At 73.9% G+C, this 23,157-nt stretch carries 10 protein-coding genes and 1 pseudogene; 5 read left to right on the top strand and 6 right to left on the bottom strand.

What is annotated here, in order from left to right:
• Nucleotides 1-205: 205 nt before the first annotated feature.
• Nucleotides 206-682, top strand: a complete 477-nt coding sequence (locus WME98_RS29740; protein ID WP_437945109.1) for a hypothetical protein — start codon at nucleotides 206-208, stop codon at nucleotides 680-682.
• Between the two features lie 42 nt (nucleotides 683-724).
• On the opposite strand, the gene WME98_RS29735 is transcribed toward WME98_RS29740, so the two are convergent.
• Nucleotides 725-2,854 (bottom strand): beta-propeller domain-containing protein, encoded by a 2,130-nt coding sequence (locus WME98_RS29735; RefSeq protein WP_437945108.1) that lies wholly within the window; start codon nucleotides 2,852-2,854, stop codon nucleotides 725-727.
• Nucleotides 2,855-3,124: 270 nt separating this feature from the next.
• Entirely contained in the window at nucleotides 3,125-4,765 is a 1,641-nt protein-coding gene (locus WME98_RS29730; protein ID WP_437945107.1) for a GMC oxidoreductase, read from the bottom strand.
• A gap of 369 nt (nucleotides 4,766-5,134) precedes the next feature.
• Between WME98_RS29730 and WME98_RS29725 the strand changes: the two are divergent.
• From WME98_RS29725 to WME98_RS29715, 3 genes and pseudogenes are all read left to right on the top strand, one after another.
• A pseudogene (locus tag WME98_RS29725) lies at nucleotides 5,135-5,533 on the top strand (thioredoxin); the annotation flags it as partial.
• Nucleotides 5,534-5,556: 23 nt separating this feature from the next.
• Entirely contained in the window at nucleotides 5,557-10,689 is a 5,133-nt protein-coding gene (locus WME98_RS29720) for a phosphorylase family protein (RefSeq protein ID WP_437945106.1), read from the top strand.
• Nucleotides 10,690-10,893: 204 nt separating this feature from the next.
• Nucleotides 10,894-16,455 carry an AAA family ATPase gene (locus WME98_RS29715; RefSeq protein WP_437945105.1) on the top strand — a complete coding sequence of 1,854 codons (5,562 nt, stop codon included), beginning with the start codon at nucleotides 10,894-10,896 and terminating at the stop codon, nucleotides 16,453-16,455.
• A gap of 29 nt (nucleotides 16,456-16,484) precedes the next feature.
• Here the strand turns inward: WME98_RS29715 and WME98_RS29710 are convergent, their stop codons facing one another.
• Together WME98_RS29710 and WME98_RS29705 are read right to left on the bottom strand one after the other, a co-directional pair.
• On the bottom strand, nucleotides 16,485-17,591 hold the full coding sequence (locus WME98_RS29710) for a response regulator (RefSeq protein WP_437945104.1): 1,107 nt from the start codon (nucleotides 17,589-17,591) through the stop codon (nucleotides 16,485-16,487).
• 426 nt (nucleotides 17,592-18,017) lie between these two features.
• Nucleotides 18,018-18,686 (bottom strand): TetR/AcrR family transcriptional regulator, encoded by a 669-nt coding sequence (locus tag WME98_RS29705; RefSeq protein WP_437945103.1) that lies wholly within the window; start codon nucleotides 18,684-18,686, stop codon nucleotides 18,018-18,020.
• A gap of 58 nt (nucleotides 18,687-18,744) precedes the next feature.
• Here WME98_RS29705 and WME98_RS29700 point away from each other — a divergent pair, with 58 nt between their 5' ends.
• Complete coding sequence (locus WME98_RS29700; RefSeq protein WP_437945102.1) at nucleotides 18,745-20,082, top strand: serine hydrolase domain-containing protein; 1,338 nt, start codon at nucleotides 18,745-18,747, stop codon at nucleotides 20,080-20,082.
• Nucleotides 20,083-20,140: 58 nt separating this feature from the next.
• Here WME98_RS29700 and WME98_RS29695 read toward each other — a convergent pair whose 3' ends face one another.
• Together WME98_RS29695 and WME98_RS29690 are read right to left on the bottom strand one after the other, a co-directional pair.
• Complete coding sequence (locus tag WME98_RS29695; protein ID WP_437945101.1) at nucleotides 20,141-20,869, bottom strand: MXAN_6577-like cysteine-rich protein; 729 nt, start codon at nucleotides 20,867-20,869, stop codon at nucleotides 20,141-20,143.
• A 590-nt stretch (nucleotides 20,870-21,459) separates the two neighbouring features.
• The gene (locus WME98_RS29690; RefSeq protein WP_437945100.1) at nucleotides 21,460-23,076 is read right to left on the bottom strand and encodes a spherulation-specific family 4 protein; all 1,617 of its coding nucleotides are present in this window, start codon (nucleotides 23,074-23,076) and stop codon (nucleotides 21,460-21,462) included.
• Nucleotides 23,077-23,157: the final 81 nt, after the last annotated feature.

Genomic DNA, 23,157 nt, shown 5'->3' with positions numbered 1-23,157 from the left:
AGGTGGCGCCATGAAGGTCTTCCGGTAGCAGCGCGGTCCCTTTCGCCGGGCGGGTTCTTCCCGCCGCCCGCGTTGCTCGCGCTCCGGCGCCGTTGCCCTCTGTTCCGCACTCCCGTCGCGCGGGCGGAGCGGCGTGCGTTCGACCTTCGACTCCACCCCTCGGGCCCGCTCGGACGAGCCGAGCGGGGCCTCGAGCCCGTGCATCATGGCGCCTCGTCTTCCGCTCTCGATCAAGCTCACGCGCCGCGCGGTCGCGCGGCGAGACCTCTTCTGCGAGCTCGTGCAGAAGGCCGTCCGTCCGTGCCAGGCCGACGCCGCTTTCGCCTTTCACGCGTTCGCGTTCAAGGCCGATGAGGATGGATTCGCGCGCGAACTCATGGACCGCCGGACCGAGCTCTGGCTCTTCCGCTCCAACCAGCGCGCCTCCTGCGGCGACTTCCTGGCCGTCGACATGTCGAGCCCATGGCCGGCCCGGCGTCGCGCTTACGTGATCGAGCTGAAGCGCGGGATGCCGGTGCGGCTCGGGGGAGGCGCGGTGGGCGTGCAGCTGCGCAACGCGGAGAGCGCCGTGCAGGGGCTCGCGCAGCAGGGGGACGTGCTCGGAGCCGAGGCGGCGTATGTCACGGTGGCGGGGGACGGGGCGGAGATCGCGGCGATGCTCGCAAGGGGCGGGCGGAGCTAGGCACGTCGCGGCGGCACGGCCCCTCGCCGGAGTGCAGCGCCGTTACTGCATCGTGAGCGTGACGAGCTCCTTCGACGGGGCCTGAATCCGCCGCACCTTCACCTCCTGGTCGCTCACGGAGAGCACGTGATCGCCGGTCACGAAGCTGCGTTTCACCGCGGAGGACGCGCTCGACCACCAGGCGCCACAGAGCGCCTGCCCCTGCGCCACGCGGCCGAGCGGCTGGAAGCCGCGCTGCGCGCTCGCCCGGTAGAGCAGGAGACCCGAGAACTGCGAGGTGCCGTGCTGGGGCCCCTGCCCTCCCTCGCAGATCGTCATCGGCAGACTCAAGAGCTCCTTGGGCGCGAAGTAGGTGAAGGCGAGGTGATTGGTGAGCGCCTCGGAGCTCGATCCGCGCGTGCCGATCACCGCGCGATGGAGGAGCCGCGGCTCGCTCGGTTTCTGTACGTCGAAGATCTGGAGGAGCACGCCCTGGAAATAGGCGAATTTGCCCTGATCCTCGGCGTCGTACCCGATCGTGAGCAGGTGCTCCGGGTCCATCAGGTGCATGTAGGTGGAGAACCCGGGGATCTTGAGCTCGGCGAGGACCCGCGGCGCGGTCGGCTGCGACAGGTCGAGCGCGAACAGGGGATCGGTCTTCTTGAACGTGACAACGAACCCCCGCGGGCCGTCGAAGCGCACGGAGCGGATGTCCTCGCTCGGCGCGAGGCGATCGAGCACGCCGACCGTGGCGAGCTCGGCTCGCTGGCGGCGCAGCACGCTCACGAGGCTGCGGGCCGCCGGGTCCGGGGCGCGGCCGACCGTGGTGGCGACGCGCAGGTGGCCCTCGTGCTCATCCATGGAGAACTGGTTCAGCAGGCGGCCGCGCACCACCCCGCTCGCCGCATAGGTCGAGGCGCCTCCGGCGAGATCGAAGGCGTGGATCAGCGTGTCGCCGCTGTGCGCCCAGTCGGGGTAGAGATCGCGCCTCGCGAGCTGCGGGACGGCCAGGTAAAGCGCGCCCTTCGAGGCGTACGCGAAGCCCGGCTGGGTCTGCACCATCTCCCGGTGGAACCCGCCGGACGCGCCGAGATCGAGGCTGATGATCGAGGTGAAGCCCGCGGCGTCAGCCCCCGGCGCGACATGGATCCGGCACGAGCCGGCGCCAGGCTGCCCCGCCTCCCGCGCGGTCGGCAGGAACACGGAGGGGTCTGCGGCGAGGATGGCGCGCCGGTTCTCCTCTCGGAGCCGCGCGAACTCCCGCTCTGCGTCCTCGGGCCCGGCGAGCGGCCTCTCCGGCGCGAAGCGCAGCCCGGGCGGCCCGATCCGGTCGTCGTGGACGACGGTGTGCACCGCGTCGCCGATGCGCCGGGCCGCGATGAAGGAGCCCGAGACGTCGATCGCGCGCAGCGTCTTCGGGGCGCCTGGCCGGGAGACGTCCAGCACGCTGATCCGCGTCGCGGCGCCGTCGCCGGTGGGCACGCAGTCGTAGCCGTACGTGCACTCGGGCGTGGCGGCGCGCCCCGCGGGCGGGTCCATGGACGAGTACACGACGAGGCGATCGCCGGCGGCGAACAGCTTGCGCGCGGGGCCGTCGAGCGTGACCTCGCCGACCCCGCGCGCCCTCGCGGGCGCGGCGACGTCGAAGATGCGCAGCTTCGTCCCGCTGAGCGTGTAGAGGCGCGGGCCGTCGAGCTTCACGAAATCGGGCTCGTCCACCCCCGGCACCTGCACGTTGGTCCCGGACTGGCGCACGACCGACCCTTTTTCGGAGACGAAGACCAGGCGCGGAGGCGTGCACTGGAACAGCAGGTACTCGCGGCGCGCCGCCTCGATCCGATGGTCCGCGGCGCGGAGCGCGACCTCGCGCAGGCGCGGCGCGTGCTCGGCGCAGCCGCGGGTGGACGGCGCCACCCCGGCGCCCGCCGGCCTGTCGACCCGCGGCGGCGGCACCGGCGCCTCGAGCTGCGCCAGGAGCTCGGGGCTGCACTGCCAGTTCGGCGGCCGGTCGCCGGGGCCGAAGTCTCGCCGGGGGGCGACCGGCCGTGGCTGCGGCGGCGGGCCGCTCGCGACCGCCGCAGGGGTCGCGCTCGCGCTCGCCGCGGGCGCGACCGCGCCGCGCTCCGCGACGCGCCGCAGGCCGCGGCGGCAACCCCGCTCCCCGCGAGGATCGCCGCGCCGGCGAGCCGCCATGTCCTCCGTTCCGCCCTCACGCCCCCGCTCGCCATACCCGCCTCCCGAAGGCGTCCAGCCACGCCGCCCGATGCGGCTCGCGAGCATACTCCGGTGCTGGCCAGCTGCGCCCTGCGCAGCAGCGTTGCGCCGCGGCGCCCGGCGCGACGCCCTCGCCGCGGGGTGCCCCGCCGGAGATGGGGCGGCGGCCGCACGCGCCGACGAGCGCCTCTCAAGGGACCGAGCGAGCTCCGGCGCCGCAGCTCCGCCGCCAGGAGACGCGAGTTCAGCTCAGAGGTGGACGCGCTCCGAGGGCGCCGCCGCCTCGAGCATCCGGGATGCCCCGGTGAAGGCGGCGTTGTCGCTCCTGAGGGGCATCTTGCTCATCGCCCGCTCGGCCATGGCGGTGATCGTGAGGGACGGGTTCACGCCCAGGTTCGAGGGCACCATCGAGCCGTCGACCACATACAGGTTCTCGTGGCCGAACACCTGATTGCGCTGGTCGATCACCCCGCGCTCCGGGCTGTCGGCGACGGCGCAGCCGCCGAGGATGTGCGCGGTGGTCGGAACGTTGAGCACGGCCTCGTTGATGGCGTTGCGCGGAGTGCCGTTCATCAGCGCGCCGAGCCGCTTGCCTACCTCGTTGGCGATGGGGATGTACGCCGGCGGCTTGGGCTGCCCCGGCGGGCGGTGGGTGGTCATGCCGCCGCGCTTCCAGACGAGCTGCATGTAGTTGTCCACCGTCTGCATCACGAGGAGGATCGTGGAGCGCCTCGCGAACTTGAACGGCAGGAGGCCGAAGATCAGATCGATGGGGTGGAGCAGCCGGCGGCCGAGCCAGCGCAGCCATCGCGGCAATCCCGGCCTGTCGTCGGTGAGCACCGTGCCGAGCGCGCCCATCACGTCGGAGCCGGCCGGGTAGCGCACCGGCTCGATGTGCGTGCGCGCGTCCGGGTAGATGCCGCTCGTGATCGCGATGCCGCGGGAGTAGTCGACCCGGTCGTCTCTGGCGGTCACCCCGAGGATGACCTCGCTGTTGGTGCGCACGTAATTGCCGAGCTGCCGGGAGAGATGCGGTAACCGTCCCTCGGCCCTCGCCTTGAGCAGGAGCTTCACGGTGCCCAGCACGCCGGCGCTGAGCACCACCCCGCGCGCCCGGAGCTTGCGGCGCCGCTTGTGGAGCAGCGCGGTGGAGCGCTCGAGGGTGAGCTCGTAGCCGCCGCCCGGGAGCGCGTCGATGGCGGTGACCATGGTCTCGGGCTGGATGGTGCAGCCCTTCTTCTCGGCCAGATACAGGTAGTTGAGATCGAGCGTGTTCTTGGCGCCGAAGCGGCAGCCCACCATGCAGCCGCCGCAGTGGACGCACGTGGCGCGCTCCGGCCCCTCGCCGCCGAAGAACGGGTCGGGCACGCGCTGCCCCTCCTGCTCACCTTCCTTCGCGAAGAGCACGGCCACGCTCGTGACGTGAAACGTGTCCCCGCGGCCCATCTCGTCGGCGATCTGCCGGAGCTGCCGGTCCGCCGGCCAGAGCTTCGGGTTCGCGGTCACGCCGAGCATGCGCTTCGCCGTCTCGTAGAAGGGCATCAGCTCGTCGCGCCAGTCCGTGCCGGCGGGCCAGCCCGGGTTGGTAAAGGCCTCGGGCGGAGGCACGAGGAGGGTGTTGGCGTAGACCAGCGACCCGCCGCCCACGCCCGCTCCCGACAGGATGAGCGTGTCCCGGAGCAGGGTCAGCCGCTGGATGCCGTAACACAGCACCCTGGGCGCCCAGAGGAACTTCCGCACGTTCCAGTTGGTCCGGGGAAAATCCTCCTTGCTCCAGCGCTTGCCGCACTCGAGCACCGTGACCTTGTAGCCCTTCTCGGTGAGGCGCAGCGCGGAGACGCTGCCCCCGAAACCGGAGCCCACGATCGCGAAGTCGACATCGAAGTCCATGCACACCTGCTTCTCGGAGCGGAGTATGGTCCAGCCGCCCTCCGGCGCCTACCGCGCGGACGCAGGTCCGCCCCTCCGCTCGCCCGCTCGCCATCCCCGCCTCCCCTCGCGACCCGGGCTACTCCGGTGCTGGCCAGCTGCTCCCTGCGCAGCAGCGTTGCGCCGCGGCGCTCGGCGCCACGCCTTCGCGCGCGTCTTCTGGCCCTGGTACGCCGCGTGCACTTCCAGCGGCAGGGCAATCCGGTCGGGTATTACGCGCCCGGCCAGGAGCCGCTGATCGACCGGGGGAGCACGTTCCTGCTCGTGCACGAGAACGCGCAGAATTACGCGATCTCCGAGCACCCGCTGCTCGACGACACGATCGTGATGCCCCTCGACGCGTCGCGCTTCTACAGCCCCTTCATCAGCAGCGCCCAGCGGCTGCCCAACGGCAACACGCTGATCACGGAGGGCTCCGACGGCCGCATCTTCGAGGTCACCCCGGGGCACGAGATCGTCTGGGAGTACATCAGCCCTTACTGGCGCAAACCGCCGCTCAGCCTCAACCTGGTTTACCGCGCCTACCGCGCGCCGTACACGTGGGTGCCCCAGCTGCCCGCGCCGCGGCAGAAGCCGGTGCCGCGGCTCGACGTCGCCACCTTCCGCGTCCCGGGCGCGGCGCCCCTCGGCCGGGACCGGGTGGTGGAGCTCAAGGGCGCCGAGGGCTACGCCGCCGAGGGCGACTTCTGCGTCGCGCCCGCCGCGGGGAGCGGCGCGACGCGCCCCTGAGCCGGTCATGATAGAAGGGCGCAATGGCGTCCTTGAAGCCTCGTCCGGCGCCGGGGCCCGCGCCCGACGAACGCGCCCGAGCGCTGCGCGATCGCGTGACGGTGGGGCTCGTCACGGCCCTCCCCAAGGAGCTCGCGGCGGCGAAGGCGATGCTCGACGGCCCCGTCGAGCACTCGGCCGGGGGCGAAGGCGCGGGCCGGGACTACGTGCTCGGGGAGATCCCGGCGAAGGGCGGCGGCGCGCACGCGGTCGCGCTGGTGAGCACGGGCATGGGCAACAACCTCGCGTCGGTCCGGGTGACGCAGATGCTCGAGCACTTCCCCCAGATCCGCAGCGTGGTGATGGTCGGGATCGCCGGCGGGGTGCCGCACCCGGACAAACCCGCCGAGCACGTGCGCCTCGGCGACGTCGTCGTCGTCGATCGGCGCGGGGTGGTGCAGTACGATTTCGACAAGGAGACCGCCCGCGGCAAGACCCCCCGCCCCTCGCCGAGGGCGCCGGGCGCGTGGCTCCTCGAGGGCGTCGACGCGCTCGAGGTCCTGGCCTACGAGCGGAAGGCGCCGTGGGTGAAGCTGATCGACCGCGGGCGCAGGCTCGTGGGCGCAAAGCGGCCTCCCGACGCGGAAGACGTGCTGCGCGATCCGCTCGACCCGTCGGAGGTCCGCCCGCACCCGGCGGATCCGCAGCGCAAGAAGGGGCAGCCGCGCGTCTTCCAGGGGCCGATCGGGTCGGGCAACACGCTGCTCAAGGCCGCGCGCCGCCGCGACCAGCTCCGCGACGAGCTCGGCATCAAGGCCGTGGAGATGGAGGGCTCGGGGCTCGCCGACGCCGCGTGGCAGCACGACGTGGGGTACCTGGTGGTGCGCGGCATCTGCGACTACTGCGATGAGCAGAAGGGCGACGCATGGCAGATGTACGCGGCCATCGTGGCGGCGGCCTACGCCCGCGCGGTGCTCGAGCGGATGCGGGCGAGCCGCGCGAGCGCGACGGAGCCCCCCGCCGCGGCCGCTCGAGGCGCGCGGGCGCGCGACGGGGGCGAGCGCGGCGAGCGCGGCCGAGCGGGGGACGACGAGCGCGACGAGCGCGACGAGCGCGGCGAGGACCTCCTCGACCACGTCGTGCGCATCTGCCGGATGCGCGAGGAGGCGCGCGGCAAGCGCGTCACGATCGCCTGGCGGGAGGCCCCGCCCCCGTTTCATGCGGTGGCCGAGGTGGTCACGGCCGAGCCGCTGGGACCGGCGCTCCTGGGGCCGGCGCTGGCCTTCGCCGTGGGCGCCGTGGCGGGCCCCGTCACCCCCGCCGCGATCGAGCTCTTCCGGACCCAGGTGCACGCGCGCACCCAGCGGCGCAGCGCCGGGACGTTCTCCCAGCTCGTCTACGACGGCCCGCCGGCGCCCGAGGCGCTGGTGCGGGAGGCGCACCGCAAGGGCGTCTGGCTGGCCAGCATCGCCGAGTACCAGGGCCTGATCCACTTCGGGCCGTATGTCGAGCGGCTGATCCACCGGCTGGAGCGCGATCCGATCTACCCGCCGCGGCTCTATGTCCCCCAGCGCGCGACGCTGACCGCCGCCGGCGGCCCGAGGCAGGAGGTCGACCACGCGCTGGACGCGATCGACGACCTGCTCGCCTCGCCCGCGGCCCGGTTCGTCCTGGTCCTCGGCGATTTCGGGACCGGAAAGACCTTCTTGCTCCACGAGCTGGCGCGCCGCCTCGGGGCGCGCGAGGGGCCGCCGTACCCGGTGCTCATCGAGATGCGCTCGCTCGAGAAGGCGCACTCGCTCGACGCGCTGGTCGCCAACCACCTCGCGCTCTCGGGCATGGAGCGGTTCGATCTGCCGAGCTTCCGGTACATGCTCGCCGAAGGCCTGATCGCGCTCCTCTTCGACGGCTTCGACGAGCTGGCGCTCCGCGTGCGCTACAGCCGCGCCGCCGACCACTTCGACACGCTGATCCAGGCGGCGCAGGGCAAGGCCAAGGTCGTGCTCACCAGCCGGACGCAGCACTTCTACTCGGACGACCAGATCCGGACCAAGCTCGGCGAGCAGGCGGAGCGGATCCCCGGCCACCGGATCGCCACGCTCACGACGTTCTCGCCGGTCCAGGTGCGCCAGTTCCTCGTCAACCTGCTCGGCAGCAGGGAGGCCGCCGACGCCCGGGTGCGGCTGCTCGATGACGTGAAGGACCTCCTGCGCCTGTCCGAGAACCCGCGCCTGCTCGGCTTCATCTCCGAGATCCCCGAGCGAGAGCTCCTCGAGGCGCGCGACCGGACCGGGAAGATCACCGCCGCCGGGCTGTACCAGAGCCTGATCGACCGGTGGTTCCGGAGCGAGGACGCGCGCGTCCACGTGCGGGGCGCGGCGGCGTCCCTGGTCGCCGAGGATCGGTGGAAGGCCGTGACGACGCTCGCGCTCCGGCTCTGGTCCAAGATGGAGCCGAGCGTCCACGCGGACGAGCTCCCCGCCGAGGTGGCGAAGGCGATCGCCGACCTGAGCACGCGGCAGATCGATCTCGAGGAGGCGGTCCACGCGGTCGGCTCCGGCACGCTGCTGGTGCGCGATCCGGAGGGCAATTTCTCGTTCCTCCACGCCTCGGTGCTCGAGTGGCTCGTCGCGCGGGAGGCGGCGGCCGAGCTCGGCCGGGGCGGCGAGGCCACGGTGCTCGGCTGGCGCGAGATGTCCGACCTGATGGTCGAGCTCTTCACGGCGATGGCCGATCGCGAGGCGAGCGTCGCCTGGGCGAGGCGGGCGCTCAGCGGCACGTCGGGCGAGATCGCCAAGCGGAACGCGATCGGCGTGCTGAAGCGGCTGAACGTCGAGGCCGAGGAGCGGGTGAACCTCGCCGGCCAGGACCTGCGCGGCAAGGACCTCTCGCGCCGGAACCTTCGCGGCGCGGATCTCCGCGGGGCGGATCTGCGGGAAGCGCTGCTGATCGAGACCGACCTCGGCGGCGCGTCGCTCGCCGGGGCCGCGCTTTCGCGCGCCGACCTTTCGGGGGCGCGGCTCGCGGGGGCGGACCTGGAGGGCGCCGACGCGTCGTCCGCGCGGCTCCTCGGCGCCGATCTGCGCGGCGCGCGGCTCGCGTCGGCCCGGCTGCGCTACGCCCAGCTCGTCGGCGCGCGGCTCGACGAGGGCGCGCTCGCCGGCCTGGACGCGTTCGGGAGCGCGGCCCCCGGCGCCGCCCACGCCGACGTCGTCGCGGCTGCGGCCGCGTCTCCCTGCATGGCCGTGGCGGTGAGCCCCGACGGGCAGCTCATCGCGTCGGCGCACCGGAGCGGGCCGGTGTGGCTGTGGGACGCCGCCACCGGCGCGGCGCGCCGCGCGCTGGCCGGGCACGCGGCGACGGTCCGGAGCGTCGCGTTCAGCCCGGATGGCGCCCTCCTGGCCGCGGGCAGCAGCGACGCGACGATCCGGCTCTGGGACGTGGCCACGGGGCGGGATGTCCGCGTGCTGCGAGGCCACGGGGCCCCGGTCACGAGCGTCGCGTTCGGCCCTGGCGGCGCCGTGCTCGCGTCGGGCAGCAACGACAGGACCGTCCGGCTCTGGGACGTGGCCACGCCGGCCGAGCCGCGCGTGCTGACGGGGCACACGGCCATCGTCCGGAGCGTCGCGTTCAGCCCGGATGGCGCCTCGCTGGCCTCGGCGGCGGACGACCAGACCGTCCGGCTCTGGGACGTGGCCAGGGCCGCCGAGCGGCGCACCTTGATGGGCCACGCCGGCATTTCGAGGAGCGTCGCGTTCAGCCCGGATGGCGCGTGGCTGGCCTCGGGCGCGCACGACAGCACCGTCTGGCTGTGGGATCTGACCGCGGGGGCCGACCCCCGCGTCCTGATCGGCCATGAGGCGTCGGTGAGGAGCGTGGCCTTCGACGGGAGCGGCCATCTGCTCGCGTCGGCCGGCAACGACAACACCATCCGGCTGTGGGACGTGACCCTGGCGGCCCAGCGCGAGGTCCTCCGGGGCCATGCGGCCACCGTCAGGAGCGTCGCGTTCAGCCCGGATGGCGCGACCCTGGTCTCGGGCTCCACGGACAGCGCCGTCGTCCTGTGGGACGTGGCCACGGGGGCGAGGCGCAGGGTCCTCCGGGGCCACGCATCGACGATCCGGAGCATCGCCTTCAGCCCGGATGGCGCCTCGATCGCGACGGCCTCGGAGGGGGGCGCCATTCGCCTCTGGGACACGGGCACGGGGGCGGAGCGCGGCGTTCTCGAAGGCCACGTGGACCACGTGAGGAGCATCGCCTTCAGCCCGGATGGCGCCTCGATCGCGAGCGCCTCCACGGACGGCACCGTCCGGCTGTGGGATGCGGCGACGCGGACCGGGCAGCGCATCATGAAGGATTTCCCCCTGTCGGCGATCACCATCGCCTTCAGCCCCGATGGCGCCTCGCTGGCGTGGGGTGGAAAGGACAGGACGGTCCGGCTGTGGGACGTGGCCACGGGCGCCCAGCATCGCGTCCTGAAGGGCCACGCGGACGCCGTCCGGAGCATCGCCTTCAGCCCGGACGGGGCGTCGCTGGCGTCGGGCGCCGACGACGGGATCGTCCTCCTGTGGAGCGTGGCCGCGGGGGCGGTGCGTCACGTGCTGAAATGCCGCTCGGCGCTCGTCAGGAGCGTCGCCTTCCATCCGGACAGCGCTTCGCTGGCAGCGGGCGCGGGCGACGGCGCCGTGCAGGTGTGGGACGCGGCCACGGGCGACGAGCGGCTCGTGCTCCGAGGCCACGCGTCCGCCGTGGCCGGCGTCGCCTTCAGCCCGGATGGCGCCTTGCTGGCCTCCGCCGCCGAGGATTGCGCGATCCGCCTCTGGGACGCGCTCACCGGGGCCGAGCGCCGCGTCCTGCTGGCCCACGCGAGCGCCGTCCAGGGGATCGCCTTCAGCCCGGACGGCGCCTGGCTCGCGAGCGCCTCGGACGACGGGACCGTCCGGCTGTGGGAGGTGGCGACAGGGGCCTGCCGCGCGGTGCTCCTCTCGCGCGCCGAGGGCTGGGCGGCGTTCACGCCCGACGGCCGCCGCTACAAGCTCGGCGGCGCGCTCGCGGGGTCGTTCTGGTACGCGATCGGCCTCTGCAGGTTCGAGCCGGGGGAGCTCGACGCGCTCCTCCCCTCCCTCCAGCGCGTCCCCGACGGCGAGCCGCTCGTCCTCCCGCTGCACCGGAGTTGACTTAACCGGTTCATCTACCATCGTCGAATGCGGAGGGCATCTCCCTTCCTTCGCCCGGTCGCCGCTCGCGCCGTCTGTCCGTCGAGGCAAGCTGGGTTCTGGAGAGCCGCCGCATCGCAGCGCTCCGCCACCCGTTCACGCTCGCCGCGGCGCGGCGCCGCAGGAAAGCGACACGCAGCGCGGGACTTCGGCGAAGATGAACCGATGCCGATGGACTACCGGCTCGGGAAGGTGCTGTACACCGGCGTGGAGACGCGGGTCGTCGCAGGCATCGACCTGACCAGCCGGGCCGACGTCGTGCTGAAGATCCCGCGCCACGAGGTGCCGGACGCCCGGGTCGTGGCGCGGCTCCGCGGCGAATACGCGCTGCTCCGCGAGCTCGGCCTCCCCGGGACCGCCCGCGCCCTCGACCTCGTGCCCTACGGCGCCGGGGTGGCCCTCGTGCTGGAGCGCTGGGGGGACTGCTCCCTCGACCTCGCTCTGGCCCACGGGCCGCTGCCGGTCGAGGCCGCGCTGCGCCTCGGCGCGTCGCTCGCGCGCCTGCTCGGGCAGCTGCACCGCCGGGGCGTCATCCACCGCGACGTCAAACCGCAGAACGTCCTCGTCGACGCCGAGCGCGCCCAGGTCCGGCTCATCGATTTCGGCCTGGCCGCGCGGCGGGAGGCGGCCGGCGACGCCGCCGAGGCGGACGGCGCGGTCGTCGGGACGCTCGCCTACGTGGCGCCCGAGCAGACCGGCCGCATGAAGCGCGCCCCCGACGCGCGCGCGGACCTCTACGCGCTGGGCTGCACGCTCTACCAGATGCTCACGGGCAAGCTGCCCTTCGAGCAGACCGACGAGCTGTCGCTGATCCACGCGCACATCGCCCGGAGGCCGCCGCCGCCGCACGAGCGCGCGCCGGCGCTCCGGATCCCCGAGGCGGTCAGCGCCGTCGTGATGCGGCTCCTGGAGAAGAGCCCGGAGCAGCGCTACCAGACCGGCGACGGCGCGGCGCACGACCTGGAACACGCCCTCGAGGAGCTCCGCGCGACGGGCGCGATCCGGCCGTTCGCGCTCGGCGCGCGCGACTGGGAGGACCGCCTCCGCAGGCCGTCGCGGCTCGTCGGCCGGGAGCGGGAGCAGCGCGCGCTCCGGGAGGCTCTGGAGCGCGCGCGCGGCGGCGAAACCGAGCTCATGCTGTTCTCCGGGCCGTCCGGCGTCGGCAAATCGGCGCTCGCCGGCGCGCTGCGCGAGGAGGCGCGCCTCGCCGGCGGCCTGTTCGCGCCCGGCAAGTTCGACGCTCTCCAGCGCGGCGCCCCCTGCGCGGCGCTCGCGCAGGCCTTCCGCGCCATCGCCCGCCGCAGGCTCTCGGACAGCGCCGAGGCGCTCGAGGGGTGGGCCGCGACCTGCCGCGCCGCGCTCGGCGAGAGCGCGCGCGTCCTCGTCGACATGGCGCCGGAGCTCGCGCGCATCCTCGGCGAGCCCCCGCCGCTCCTCGAGGTGAGCCCGGCCGACGCGAAGCACCGCTTCCAGCGCGCCGTGCAGCGCTTCGTCCGGGCGACGGCGAGCGCCGAGCCCCCGCTCGTGCTGTTCATCGACGACCTCCAGTGGGCCGACGCGCCGTCGCTCGCCCTGCTCGAGGCGATCGCGACCGACCCGGAGATGAAGCACCTCCTCCTGCTCGGCGCCTGCCGCGACGGCGAGGTGGGCGAGGCGCCCCCGCTGCGCGCGCTGCTCGAGGCGATCCGGGCGAGCGGGCGGCGCGCCGAGGTGCACGCGCTCGGCCCCCTCGACGGCGAGGCGCTCGCCGGGATGGTCCTCGACATGCTGCCGGGCGCCGGCGACGAGGCGCGGGCCCTCTGCGCGATCGTGCGGGCGAAGACCGACGGCAGCCCGCTGTTCGTCGAGCAGTTCCTGCGGGCGCTGCACGAGCAGGGGCTGCTCTCCCGCGACCTCGCCACGGGCCGGTGGCGGTGGGAGGCGGAGCGCATCGAGCGGACCGCGGTCACCGACAACGTCGTGGCGCTCTTGACGGCGAAGATGGGGCGCCTGCCCGAGGAGCTCCGGCGGACGCTGGCCGCGGGGGCGTGCGTGGGGGCGGGCTTCGAGGCCTCCCTGGTGAGCGCCGCCGCGGGGCTCCCGGCCGCGGCGCTGCGGAGGGGGGCCGAGGCGCTGCTCCACGAGGGGCTGCTGGTGGCCGCGGGGGAGGGCGAGGGCGAGGCGTACGCGTTCGCGCACGACCGGGTGCAGCAGGCCGCGTACGAGCTGCTCGGGGACGGCGATCGCCTCGATCTCCACCTCGCGCTCGCGCGCGAGCTCGATCGGCGCTGGTCCGACGGCGGCGGGGACGCCGAGCTGTTCGCCCTCCTCGACCACTACCTCCGGGCCGCGGAGCGCCTGAGCGCGCCGGCCGAGCGGCGCCGGGTGGCCGACCGCTGCCTCGCCGGCGGGCTGCGGGCGAAGGCGGCCTCGGCCTACGCCGAAGCGGCGCGGTTCCTGCGGGCGGGCCGCGAGCTGCTGGGCGGAGGCGGCGGCGCCTCGGCCGACGGCGGCGCCCACGATCTCCACTTCGAGATCCTGCTCGCGCTCGCGGAGACCGAGTGGCTCGCCGGGCAGCCCGAGGTGGGCGAGCGGCTGTTCGCGGCGTGCCGGGAGCGCGCCAGGGACGCGGTCGCGCGCGGCCGCGTGGCGCTCGCGCAGGTGCCGCTGCTCACCGTCGCCGGGCGCTACCCCGAGGGCCTCGGCGTCGGGCTCGCCGCGCTCGCGGAGCTCGGCTGGTCGTTCCCGCGCGAGCCCGAGGCGCTGGCCGCGTTCTTCGCCGCCCAGGCCGCGCGCATCGCCCCGCTGATCGCGGCGATGAGCCCGGCGTCGTTCCGCGCCCTGCCCCGCTGCGCCGATCCGGTCGCCCGCGTGGCCGGCGAGCTGATCGGCGCCTCCATCACCGCGGCGGCGCTCAGCGAGCCGCCGCTCGCGGCGAGCCTGATCTTCGCGATGCCGGAGATCGCCCTGCTGCACGGGCTGTATCCGCGCGCGGCCTACGGGCTGAGCATGAGCGCCGTCGTGTTCACCGGCGTGCTCCAGGAGCTGCCCCTCGGGGCCCGGTGCGTCGAGCTCGTGTACGCCGCGGAATCGGCGCAAGGCCTGCTCCTCGCCGGCGCCCTCCACACGGGCAGCATCGCCGCCCAGTGCGTGCACCCGGACCTCGGCGCCGTCCACGAGCGCTGGCGCGACGTGCCCGAGCTCGGCGCCCGCGAGGGGGCCATCACCCACAGCGAGGTCGGCCAGGTCATCCTCCCCGCCGCGCGGATGGCCGCGGGGGCGCGGCTGTCGAGCTGTCCCATCCCCGCGAGGCCCTGGAGGGACCTCATCGCCGGCCAGAGCGCCCCGGCGTGCCGCGCCGTCCACGAGCTGCTCGCCCAGGCGGGCGAGGCGGACGTCGGCGAGGCGATCCGCCGCATCGCCGCGCTCCCCGCCGGCTCGCCGATGCTGCGGGTCATCGTGCTCGGCGCCGCCGCGTTCGCCGCCGCGCACCTCGGCGAGGATCGCGAGGGGCTGCGGCTCGCCGCGGAGGCGAGCGCCGAGTGGACGGCCGGCTGGTGCAACCCGCCGGCCCTCTGGGCCCTCGAGATCGTCACGATCCTCGGCGCTGCGCTGCCGCCCGCCGCGGCCCCGGACGCCGCCGACGAGGACCGCGGCCCCCGCGCCGCCTTCGCCGCCCAGCGCGCGCGGCTCGCCCGGCTCTCGGCGTTCAACCCGGCGACCTTCCGCCACGCCCTCCTGCTCACCGAGGCGCGCGAGGCGCAGGCCGCGGGGCGGCACGAGGACGCCGAGCGCCTCTACGACGAGGCCATCGAGCACGCCCACCGGCGGGGCTTCGTCAGCGGCGAGGCCCTCGGCCTGCGCCTCGCGGGCGAGCACCTGCTCGGCCGCGGCCGCGCCCGGATGGCGCGCGCCTACCTGCGCGACGCGCACGGCGCCTACCTGCGCTGGGAGGCCGCCGGCGCCGCGGCGGTCCTGCGCCGCCGGCACCCCGAGGTCTTCCCGGCGGCCGAGGCGGCCCGCGACGAGACGGCGGGCGCCGCGGCGCACCCGGCCGGGGCGCGCGCCGCGACGACCGCGGCGGGCCCGGCGAGCAGCCGGATCGACGTGGTCTCGCTGCTCAAGGCCGCCCAGGCCCTGGCCAGCGACCGGGATCCGGGGTCGCTCATCGCGCGCATGATGCGGCTCCTCGCCGAGAACGCCGGCGCCGAGCGCGCCGTGCTGGTGCTCTCGCGCGGCGAGCGCCTCGTCGTCCGCGCGGAGCTCACCGTCGATCCCGAGCGGATCACGCTCCACCCCGACGAGCCGGCCCTCAGCTCGGCGCTCCTGCCCGAGAAGGTCGTGCGCTACGTGGCCCGCAGCCGCGAGCCGCTCGTGCTCGGGCGCGACGGCGGCGACGGGCGCTTCGACGACGACCCGTACCTCGAGCGCCGCGGCCCCGCCTCGCTGCTGCTCGTGCCGCTGCTCCACCAGGGCCGGCTGCTCGGCGTGATGGTGCTGGAGCACGCCGGCGTCTCGGGCGCCTTCCCCGAGGCGCGCGTCCAGGTGGTCTCGCTCCTGGCCGCGCAGGCGGCGACCGCCGTCGAGAACGCCGCCCTCTACAGCGAGCTCTCGAGCTCGCACCACCGCCTGGAGCAGCTCGTCGAGGAGCGCACCGCCGAGCTCAAGGCGGCCAAGGAGGCGGCCGACGCGGCGAGCCGCGCCAAGAGCGATTTCCTCGCGAGCATGAGCCACGAGCTGCGCACGCCGCTCAACGGCATCCTGGGCTACGCGCAGATCCTGGGGCGCCTGGACGGGCTGTCGCCCCGGCACCTGCGCGCCGTGCAGATCATCCAGTCCTCCGGCGAGCACCTGCTCACGCTGATCAACGACGTGCTCGATCTCGCCAAGATCGAGGCCGGCAAGCTGACCCTGATCCCCGACGAGGTGCATTTCCCCTCGTTCGTGCGGGCGGTGCTCGGCATCTGCCAGGTGCGCGCCGAGGCCAAGGGCCTGACGTTCCTGTTCGAGCAGGAGGGCGCCGCGCTCGGGACCGTGATCACCGACCAGAAGCGGCTCATGCAGGTCTTGCTCAACCTGCTCGGCAACGCCATCAAGTTCACCGAGAGCGGCCGCGTGGTGCTGCGCGTGACGGCGGGCGAGGCCCCTCCGGGCTCGGGCGCGGGCGCCGCGCGGCCGGTGCGCTTCCGCGTGGAGGACACGGGCCCCGGCATCGCGCCCGAGCACCTCGAGCGGATCTTCGAGCCGTTCGAGCAGGTGCCGACCGAGGGCGCGCCGGTCGAGGGCACGGGCCTCGGGCTCGCGATCGCGCGGCGGATCGTGGAGCAGATGGGCGGCGCGCTCCGGGTCGAGAGCCAGCCCGGGCAGGGCAGCATCTTCGAGTTCGAGGTGCCGCTCGTCGACGCGATCGCCGCGCCGGCCGCCGCCGCGCCCGCGCCGGAGCGCTGGGCGCGGGCGATCGGCGACGAGGGGCCTGGCCGCGCTGCGGTCGAGGCGCCGGGGCGCGCGCTGCCGCCGGCGGAGACGCTCGCCGGGCTGCTCGACCTGGTGAACCGAGGCCGGCTGAGCGGGCTGCTCCTGGAGATCGAGCGGCTCGAGCGCGAGGACGCGCGCCTCCGCCCGTTCCTCGACGAGCTGCGCGGCCTGGCCAGGGGCTTTCAGGTCAACCGGCTGCGCGAGCTCCTCCGCGCCGCCGCCGGCCCCGCCCCGGCGGCGGCGCCGTCCGAGAGCGGCGCCGCGCCCCGGTGAGCGTCACCCGCGCGCCGGACGCCGCCGCGTCACTCGCGCGCCGCGGGCGCCGCCGCGCGGCGCGACGGCGCGCGCGTCATGCTCATCGCGTACGCGATGCCGTCCTGGAGCGTGCTCTGCGTCACCATCCCCGTCATCTCGGCGCCGAGCGCCACCAGCTCCCGGGCGACCTCCGGGCGGATGCCGGTGATCACGACCCGCGCGCCGAGCAGGCGCACCGCTCGGGCCGCCCGCACCAGCGCCTCGGACACGCGCGCGTCGACGCGCGACACGCCGGTGATGTCGAGGATCATCACCGCCGCCCTGCGCGCGCTCACCCCCAGCGTCGCCACGTCGACCATGCCTTGCGCGCGCTCCTCGTCGACCACGCCGATGAGGGGCATGACCAGGATCTGGTCGTTGATCGGGATGATGGGCGTCGACAGCTCGGCCAGCCTCGCCGCCTGCGCCCCGATGATCTGCGCCTGGAGCGCCGAGCGGGCCTCCTCGAGCGACGCCCGCTCGGCGAGCTCGCGCTCGAGCCGCTCGTTCGCGCGCTGCAGCTCGCGGGTGCGCCGCTCCACCGTCTCCTCGAGCGACTCCTTGGCGCGCTCGAGCTCCGTCACCGCGCGGGCGAGCGCCTGCGTCCGCTCTTCCACCCGGCGCTCGAGATCGTCCGCCAGCCGGGCGAGATCCTCCTGCGCGGCGGCGCGCACCTCGATCTCGTTCTCGAGCTCGGCGTTCTTCCTGGCCAGCGCGGTCAGGGCGCGCCGGAGCGACAGCTGCGTCTTCACGCGCGCGAGGAGCTCGTCGCGCGCGAACGGCTTTGTCACGTAGTCGACCGCGCCCAGGCGGAACCCACGCAGCTTGTCCGCGATCTCGGCGTGCGCGGTGGTGAAGATGACGGGGATATCGGCGGTCGCGGGGCTCGACTTCAGCCGCTCGCAGACCTCGAAGCCCGTCATGCCCGGCATGGTGACGTCGAGCAGGATGAGGTCGGGAGTCTCGTACTCCAGACGTTCGAGCACCATGGGACCGTCGGTCGCGACGCTGACCTCGATCCCCGCGGACTCCAGCGTGCTTGAGAGCACCTCGAGGTTCACGAGAACGTCGTCCGCGATGAGCACGAGCCCTGGCGACGGCTGCTCAGCCCGCATCCCTTCACCTCCCCTGAGCGCCTGCGCAGGAACGCTCGCGTTCCCCCCGGCGTGAGTGCGTTATCCGATCAGCCTCGTGGCTGACCTCGGCCGCATCGTCACGTACCCGGTTTCGGCTGTCAAGCGCCTTACATCGCGGGCCTCATCAGCCGCAGTCTCGCCCTCGCGACGAGGGCGTGAGTCCACCAGCGTCGGCGAGGCGCGGCGGAGCACCCAGGCGTTCGCCGCGTAAGCCATGACCGTCGGCGCGAGGACTCAGAAGGCGGCGAGGAGGGAAAGAGGCAACGAGATGGATGGATGAAGAGAGACGCGGAGGGAGAACGAAGCCACTACCGTGTAGGTCACGTCCTGTCGTTTCTCGTCGTCTCATTCCCCTTGGACGTCGTGGGGTCCTTTCGTCGTTGCGTCTTCGCTCTTCTCGCCGGCTCACCGCGCTGGGAGCGCTCGCCGGGCGGCGCGGGTCGCGGGCGCCGCGCCCCGCCGACGCCGCGGCCACGCCCGGAGGGCGGCCTGCGCGACGCGCTCCAGCTCTTCCCTCGAGGCGCCGTCGCGCGCCTGCACCGACATGCCCTGGATCACCGCGCCGTAATACTTGGCGAGCGCCGCCCCGTCGGTGTCGGCGGGGAGGTCGCCCTCCGCGATCCCCTGCTCGATGCGCCGGCGAAGCGCGGCCTCGCTCGCCGCCCGGCGCTCGCGCAGCGCGGCCTCCACCTCGGCGGACCCCGGCGTGCAGTTGGCGGCCCCGTGGACCATGAGGCACCCGAGCGGATGATCCGACGAGCTCGAGAACGCCGCGAACTCCAGGAGCACGCGCGCCACCGCGGCCCGGGCGGTCGGCTCCTCGGACAGCGCTCGCGGGACGCTCGCCCCGTACATCTCGGCATACAGCGCCACCGCCTCGAGGAACAGCTCCTTCTTGCTGCCGAACGCCGCGTACAGGCTCGGCGGCGTGATCTTCATCGCGGCCGTCAGCTCGGCGAGCGACGTCGCGTCGTATCCGTGCCGCCAGAACACGCGCAGCGCAGCCTCGAGGGCGACACCGCGATCGAAGGCGCGCGGCCGGCCGCGCGCCGCCCGGGGGGACACGTTCTTCATAGCGATCACTATAGAATGCCTTGACGGGCGAGCTCCTCCAATTTACATAGCATTCACTATGAAATTCTTCCGTTCATCTGCTGTCGTGCTCGCCTCGGGCTTGTTGCTCTCGCTGCTGCCTGCCGCGCTGGGAGGGTGCGCGAGCCCGGCGCCGCCGGCCGCTGCCTCGGCGCCGGCCGCTGCCTCGGCGCCGGCCGCTGCCTCGGCGCCGGCCGCTCCTTCGGCGCCGCCGGCCGAGGCGGCCGCTCCTCGGGGCGATGAGGCGCTTCAACGCCGGCTCGACGAGGTGGTCGAGGCGGCCACGGCCCAGGGGCGGATCGTGGGCGCGGTCGTCGTCGTGGCGCGCGACGGCCAGGTCGTCTACCGGCGCGCCGCCGGCTTCGCCGATCGGGAGGCGCAGCGGCCGGTGCGCGAGGACACGGTATTTCGCCTCGCGTCGATGACCAAGCCGATCGTGTCGGCGGCGGCCCTCGCGCTCGTGGACGCGGGCACGCTCGGGCTCGACGATCCGGTGACGAAGTGGCTCCCTTCGTTCGCGCCGCGGCTCGCGGACGGCCGGGCCGCGACGATCACGGTGCGCCACCTGCTCACCCACACCGCGGGCCTCAATTACACCTTCATGGAGGCCCCGGACGGGCCTTATCACCGCGCGCGCGTGTCCGACGGGCTCGATCAGCCCGGCCTCTCCCTCGAGGAGAACCTCGCGCGGATCGCCAAGGCGCCGCTCCTCTTCGAGCCTGGCAAGGCCTGGCACTACTCGCTGGCCACCGACGTGCTCGGGGGCGTCGTGGCCAAGGCGGGCGGCGCGCCCCTCCCGGACGTGGTGCGTCGGCTCGTGACCGGGCCGCTCGGGATGGACGCCGCGTTCACGGTCGCCGACCCGGGCCGGCTCGCGATCCCGTACGGCGACGCGGGCGCGCGCCCGGCGCGGATGGCCGATCCGCAAGTCGTGCCGTTCGGGCCGGCCAAGATCACGTATTCGCCGTCCCGGATCCTCGATCCGCGCTCGTATCCGTCGGGCGGCGCCGGCATGGTCGGCACGGCGGACGACTACCTCAAGTTCCTCGAGGCGCTGCGCGCCGGCGGCGGGAAGATCCTGCGGCCCGCGACGGTCCAGGCCATGACCTCGAACCAGACCGGTGAGCTCGAGGTGCAGCAGCCGGGCGGGAAATGGGGGTTCGGCTTCGGGTTCGCGGTCCTGAAGGCGCCGGAGCCGGGCACGATGCCGTCCGCCGCCGGCACGTGGCAGTGGGGCGGCGCCTACGGCAGCAATTTCTGGGTCGACCCGAGCGCCAAGCTCACGGTGATCGTCTTGACCAACACGGCCCTGGCCGGCATGGCGGGCGAGTTCCCGGACGCCGTGCGGCGCGCTGTCTACGGCCAGGCGCAGCCGTGACACCGAGGCCCGCGCCGCTGCCGAGCGGCGCGGCGCCCCGGCGGGGTGAACCGGCCCGCTACCGGCAAATACCCGTGACGCACATCTGTCCATCGGGACAGACGGTGCCGCAGGCTCCGCAGTTGCCCTCATCGTTGCTCAGGTTCACGCAGCGGCTGCCGCAGTACGCCAGCCCTGCATTGCAGGTGCACTCGCCGGCGGTGCAGAAGGAGCCGCCGCCGCACGCGTTGCCGCACGCCCCGCAATTGAACTGATCGAGGTTCGTGTTGGTGCAGAGCGGATCGCAGTAGGTCTGCCCCGTCAGCGGGCAAGTGCAGGCGCCGGCCTGGCAAGTCGAGCCTCCCGCGCACGTGGTGCCGCAGGCCCCGCAGTTCGCGTTGTCCGATTGCGTATCGACGCACACGGGATCGCAGAACGTCTCGGTCGGGGCGCACGGCGATTCGCTCTCGCCGCCCTGTCCACCCGCGCCGCCGAGGCCACCTTGCCCCCCGGCGCCGCCGACGCCGCCCTCACCGCTCCCTCCTTGGCCTCCTGCGCCGCCGGCGCCGCCCTCACCGGCCCCGCCTTGGCCCCCCGAGCCTCCGGTGCCGCCAGCGCCGCCCTCGCCGCTCCCTCCTTGCCCTCCCGCGCCGCCCAGGCCCCCGGTGCCCCCCTGAACGTCTCCACCGCTCCCGGCGTCCCCTCCAGCGGCGCCGCTCGTGCTCGTGGCGGCGTCTGACGTGGTGCTCGTCGCCTGGCTGCTCTCGCCGCCGCCGCACCCGACCACCGGCACCGAACAGGCGACCACGCCCGCCATCCAACCCAGGATCCACATGCGTACGCGCGCACGATGCATCTCGTCCTCCAATGTAAGTGGAGCAATGCTCAAGATCTGTTCTGTCCTGGGGAGTCACCACGACTCCCACGCATCGCTGTTGCGGCAGGCCGCGCGCGCGGCTCAGCTTTTCTCATCTCCCGACCAGAGAAGCGACGACATCTGTCGGGGAAGCCACAGGGCACCCGGGCCGAGGCCCTCCGCTCGAGCCATCGAGTAGCCTCCATGACATAGGCAACGGTGTTTCCGCAGGAGAGATGAGCCAGGATACGGGCGGACCGGTCCATCCGTGCTCGCGGCGAAGAGGCGCTGTACCCCAGCTTGCTACATCACGTCGGAACCGGTCCACGACAGGAGTCGGCGGCGTACATGCAGCGATGTGCGCCGCTCCGGGCGCAGGCTTGGCTTCCTCGCGCGATTCGGCAACACCTGGATCGCTGACGTGCGGGCCCTGGCGAGACCAGGAGCGAGCGGCCTCCGCCGCGCAGCCGGCGGTCCCCGCCCCGTGGTAATTCAGGAGCAGCCGCGGGGAGCTCCCGCAGACGGGGAGCGACGTCGAGGGCTCAGCAGCCCGTGCTCTGCGAGACCGTGAGCGTCGCGCTGTAGGCGTCGGGCGAGCCGCCCTGGAACACCAGCACCTGCGTGGTCGCCGCCCCGACGAGCGCGCTGAGCGGCACCTCCCAGACGTAGACGTCGTCCGTCGTGGAGACCAGCGGCGAGACGCCGCTCACCTGGACCCACGCCCAGCCCGGGCCGACGTACCGGTACAGCGCGCCGTTCTCGATCATGTGATCGACGCCGGCGGGCTGCCCCGGAGGGAGGTGATAGCCGGTGGTCGTGTCGTTGTCGCTGTCGATGAACACGCGGTGATGGGTGAACGGATCCACGTACGCGGCCTCGTACCGCGCGACCGAGGCGCTCAGGCACGACGACGGGCTCAGGATCGACGCCGCGGCCGCCGCGGGCGTGGTCACGGTCAGCGGGTCGCTGAGGTCGCTCACGTTGCCCGCCGCGTCCCAGGCCTTGACCTGAAATCCGTAGCTCGTGGACGGCGAGAGGCCGGTCACCGTCATGCGGTTGCCGTAGGTCGTCCCGATCGACACACCGTCCTTGAACACCTCGTAGCCCGCGGTCGCGACGTTGTCCCAGGGGTTGTTCCACGTCAGGGTCGCGCGCGCCGTCGAGGTGCCCGACACGGCCGCCGCGCCGAGGCCGTCCGGCGGATCCGGCACGAGGGTATCGTCGACGCCGGCCGCCTCGACAAGCTCGGCGTCCCAGTAGGCCGGGAGGGTGTCCCAGGGATGGCCGAGCGCGGCCCCGTTCGCGTCGAGGACGAGCTGGTCGTCGGTGACGTACACGAAGCCGGCGTTCTGCTGCTTGCTGCGCGCGACGACCGCGGCCATCGCCGCCGCGTCCGGCACGTCGTAGACGAGGTGCCAGAACTTCTCGGGATTCGCGCTCTCGAGCTGCCACGGCGCGGTCGGAAAGACGTTGTCGTCCATGTAGTTGGCGTAGCTGCCCTCGAACGTGACGATCGTATCGGCGATGTCCTCGTAACACGGCTCCACCGGCATGCCGGGATTGAGGATGACGTACGCCCCGGGGTAGTTGTCGCTGATGTAGTCGCTGACGGCCGCGTACAGGTCCACGTAGAGGTCGGGATCGGCCGCGGTGCCGCACAGCGCGGTCACCTGGTCGAGGAAGATGCCGTCGACGCCGTACGCGCCGTAAAGCGCGAACCAGTCGTCGATGTCCTGCTGAATCTGCGCTGTCCAGTCGGCCACCGAGCTGCCCCCGCCCCCGGGGCCGTCCGGCCTGGTGGCGTGCGGCGCCACCGGCGGGAAGCCGAAGCCGTAGTAGCCGGTGTCGACGTACACGATGGCGAGGGCGCCCGCGTCGTGGATCTTCGCGATCGCGTCGGCCCACGCCTCGTGGAACGGCGCCTCTGGCTTCGAGGCGCTGCCGTTGACGACGACGATGTCGCTCGTCGGGACGTTCTGCGCGAGCCGCGCGAACATCTCGGCCCCGCCGGCGGTGTCCGGCCCCCAGTACGCCGGGATCGCCGTGCGCTGGTGGGCCGCCTCGTTCGGCGCGGCCGCCGCGGGCGCCTGCACCAGCAGCGCTGCTCCGGCGAGCGCGGCTGCCGCCGCGCCCGGGGGGTTCCTGTGCATCCAGGTCATATCGGCCTCTTCAAGCAAGAAAGTCGACAATGGATGATGCCGGAGCCCCCGAGGCATGCCGGGGAGGCCTCCAGATATCGA

The organism is Sorangium sp. So ce296, from assembly GCF_051529605.1.
GTDB classification, from domain to species: domain Bacteria; phylum Myxococcota_A; class Polyangia; order Polyangiales; family Polyangiaceae; genus Sorangium; species Sorangium cellulosum_D.
Note: the sequence above shows the minus strand (reverse complement) of the source record. Positions and strands in the feature narration are given on the sequence as shown.

Coding starts and splice junctions, on each gene's coding strand:
- WME98_RS29715 (WP_437945105.1), top strand. CDS start 10,894: ATGCCGATGGACTACCGGCTCGGGAAGGTGCTGTACACCGGCGTGGAG.
- WME98_RS29690 (WP_437945100.1), bottom strand. CDS start 23,076: ATGACCTGGATGCACAGGAACCCCCCGGGCGCGGCGGCAGCCGCGCTC.
- WME98_RS29735 (WP_437945108.1), bottom strand. CDS start 2,854: ATGGCGGCTCGCCGGCGCGGCGATCCTCGCGGGGAGCGGGGTTGCCGC.
- WME98_RS29720 (WP_437945106.1), top strand. CDS start 5,557: ATGGCGTCCTTGAAGCCTCGTCCGGCGCCGGGGCCCGCGCCCGACGAA.
- WME98_RS29710 (WP_437945104.1), bottom strand. CDS start 17,591: ATGCGGGCTGAGCAGCCGTCGCCAGGGCTCGTGCTCATCGCGGACGAC.
- WME98_RS29700 (WP_437945102.1), top strand. CDS start 18,745: ATGAAATTCTTCCGTTCATCTGCTGTCGTGCTCGCCTCGGGCTTGTTG.
- WME98_RS29705 (WP_437945103.1), bottom strand. CDS start 18,686: ATGAAGAACGTGTCCCCCCGGGCGGCGCGCGGCCGGCCGCGCGCCTTC.
- WME98_RS29740 (WP_437945109.1), top strand. CDS start 206: ATGGCGCCTCGTCTTCCGCTCTCGATCAAGCTCACGCGCCGCGCGGTC.
- WME98_RS29730 (WP_437945107.1), bottom strand. CDS start 4,765: ATGGACTTCGATGTCGACTTCGCGATCGTGGGCTCCGGTTTCGGGGGC.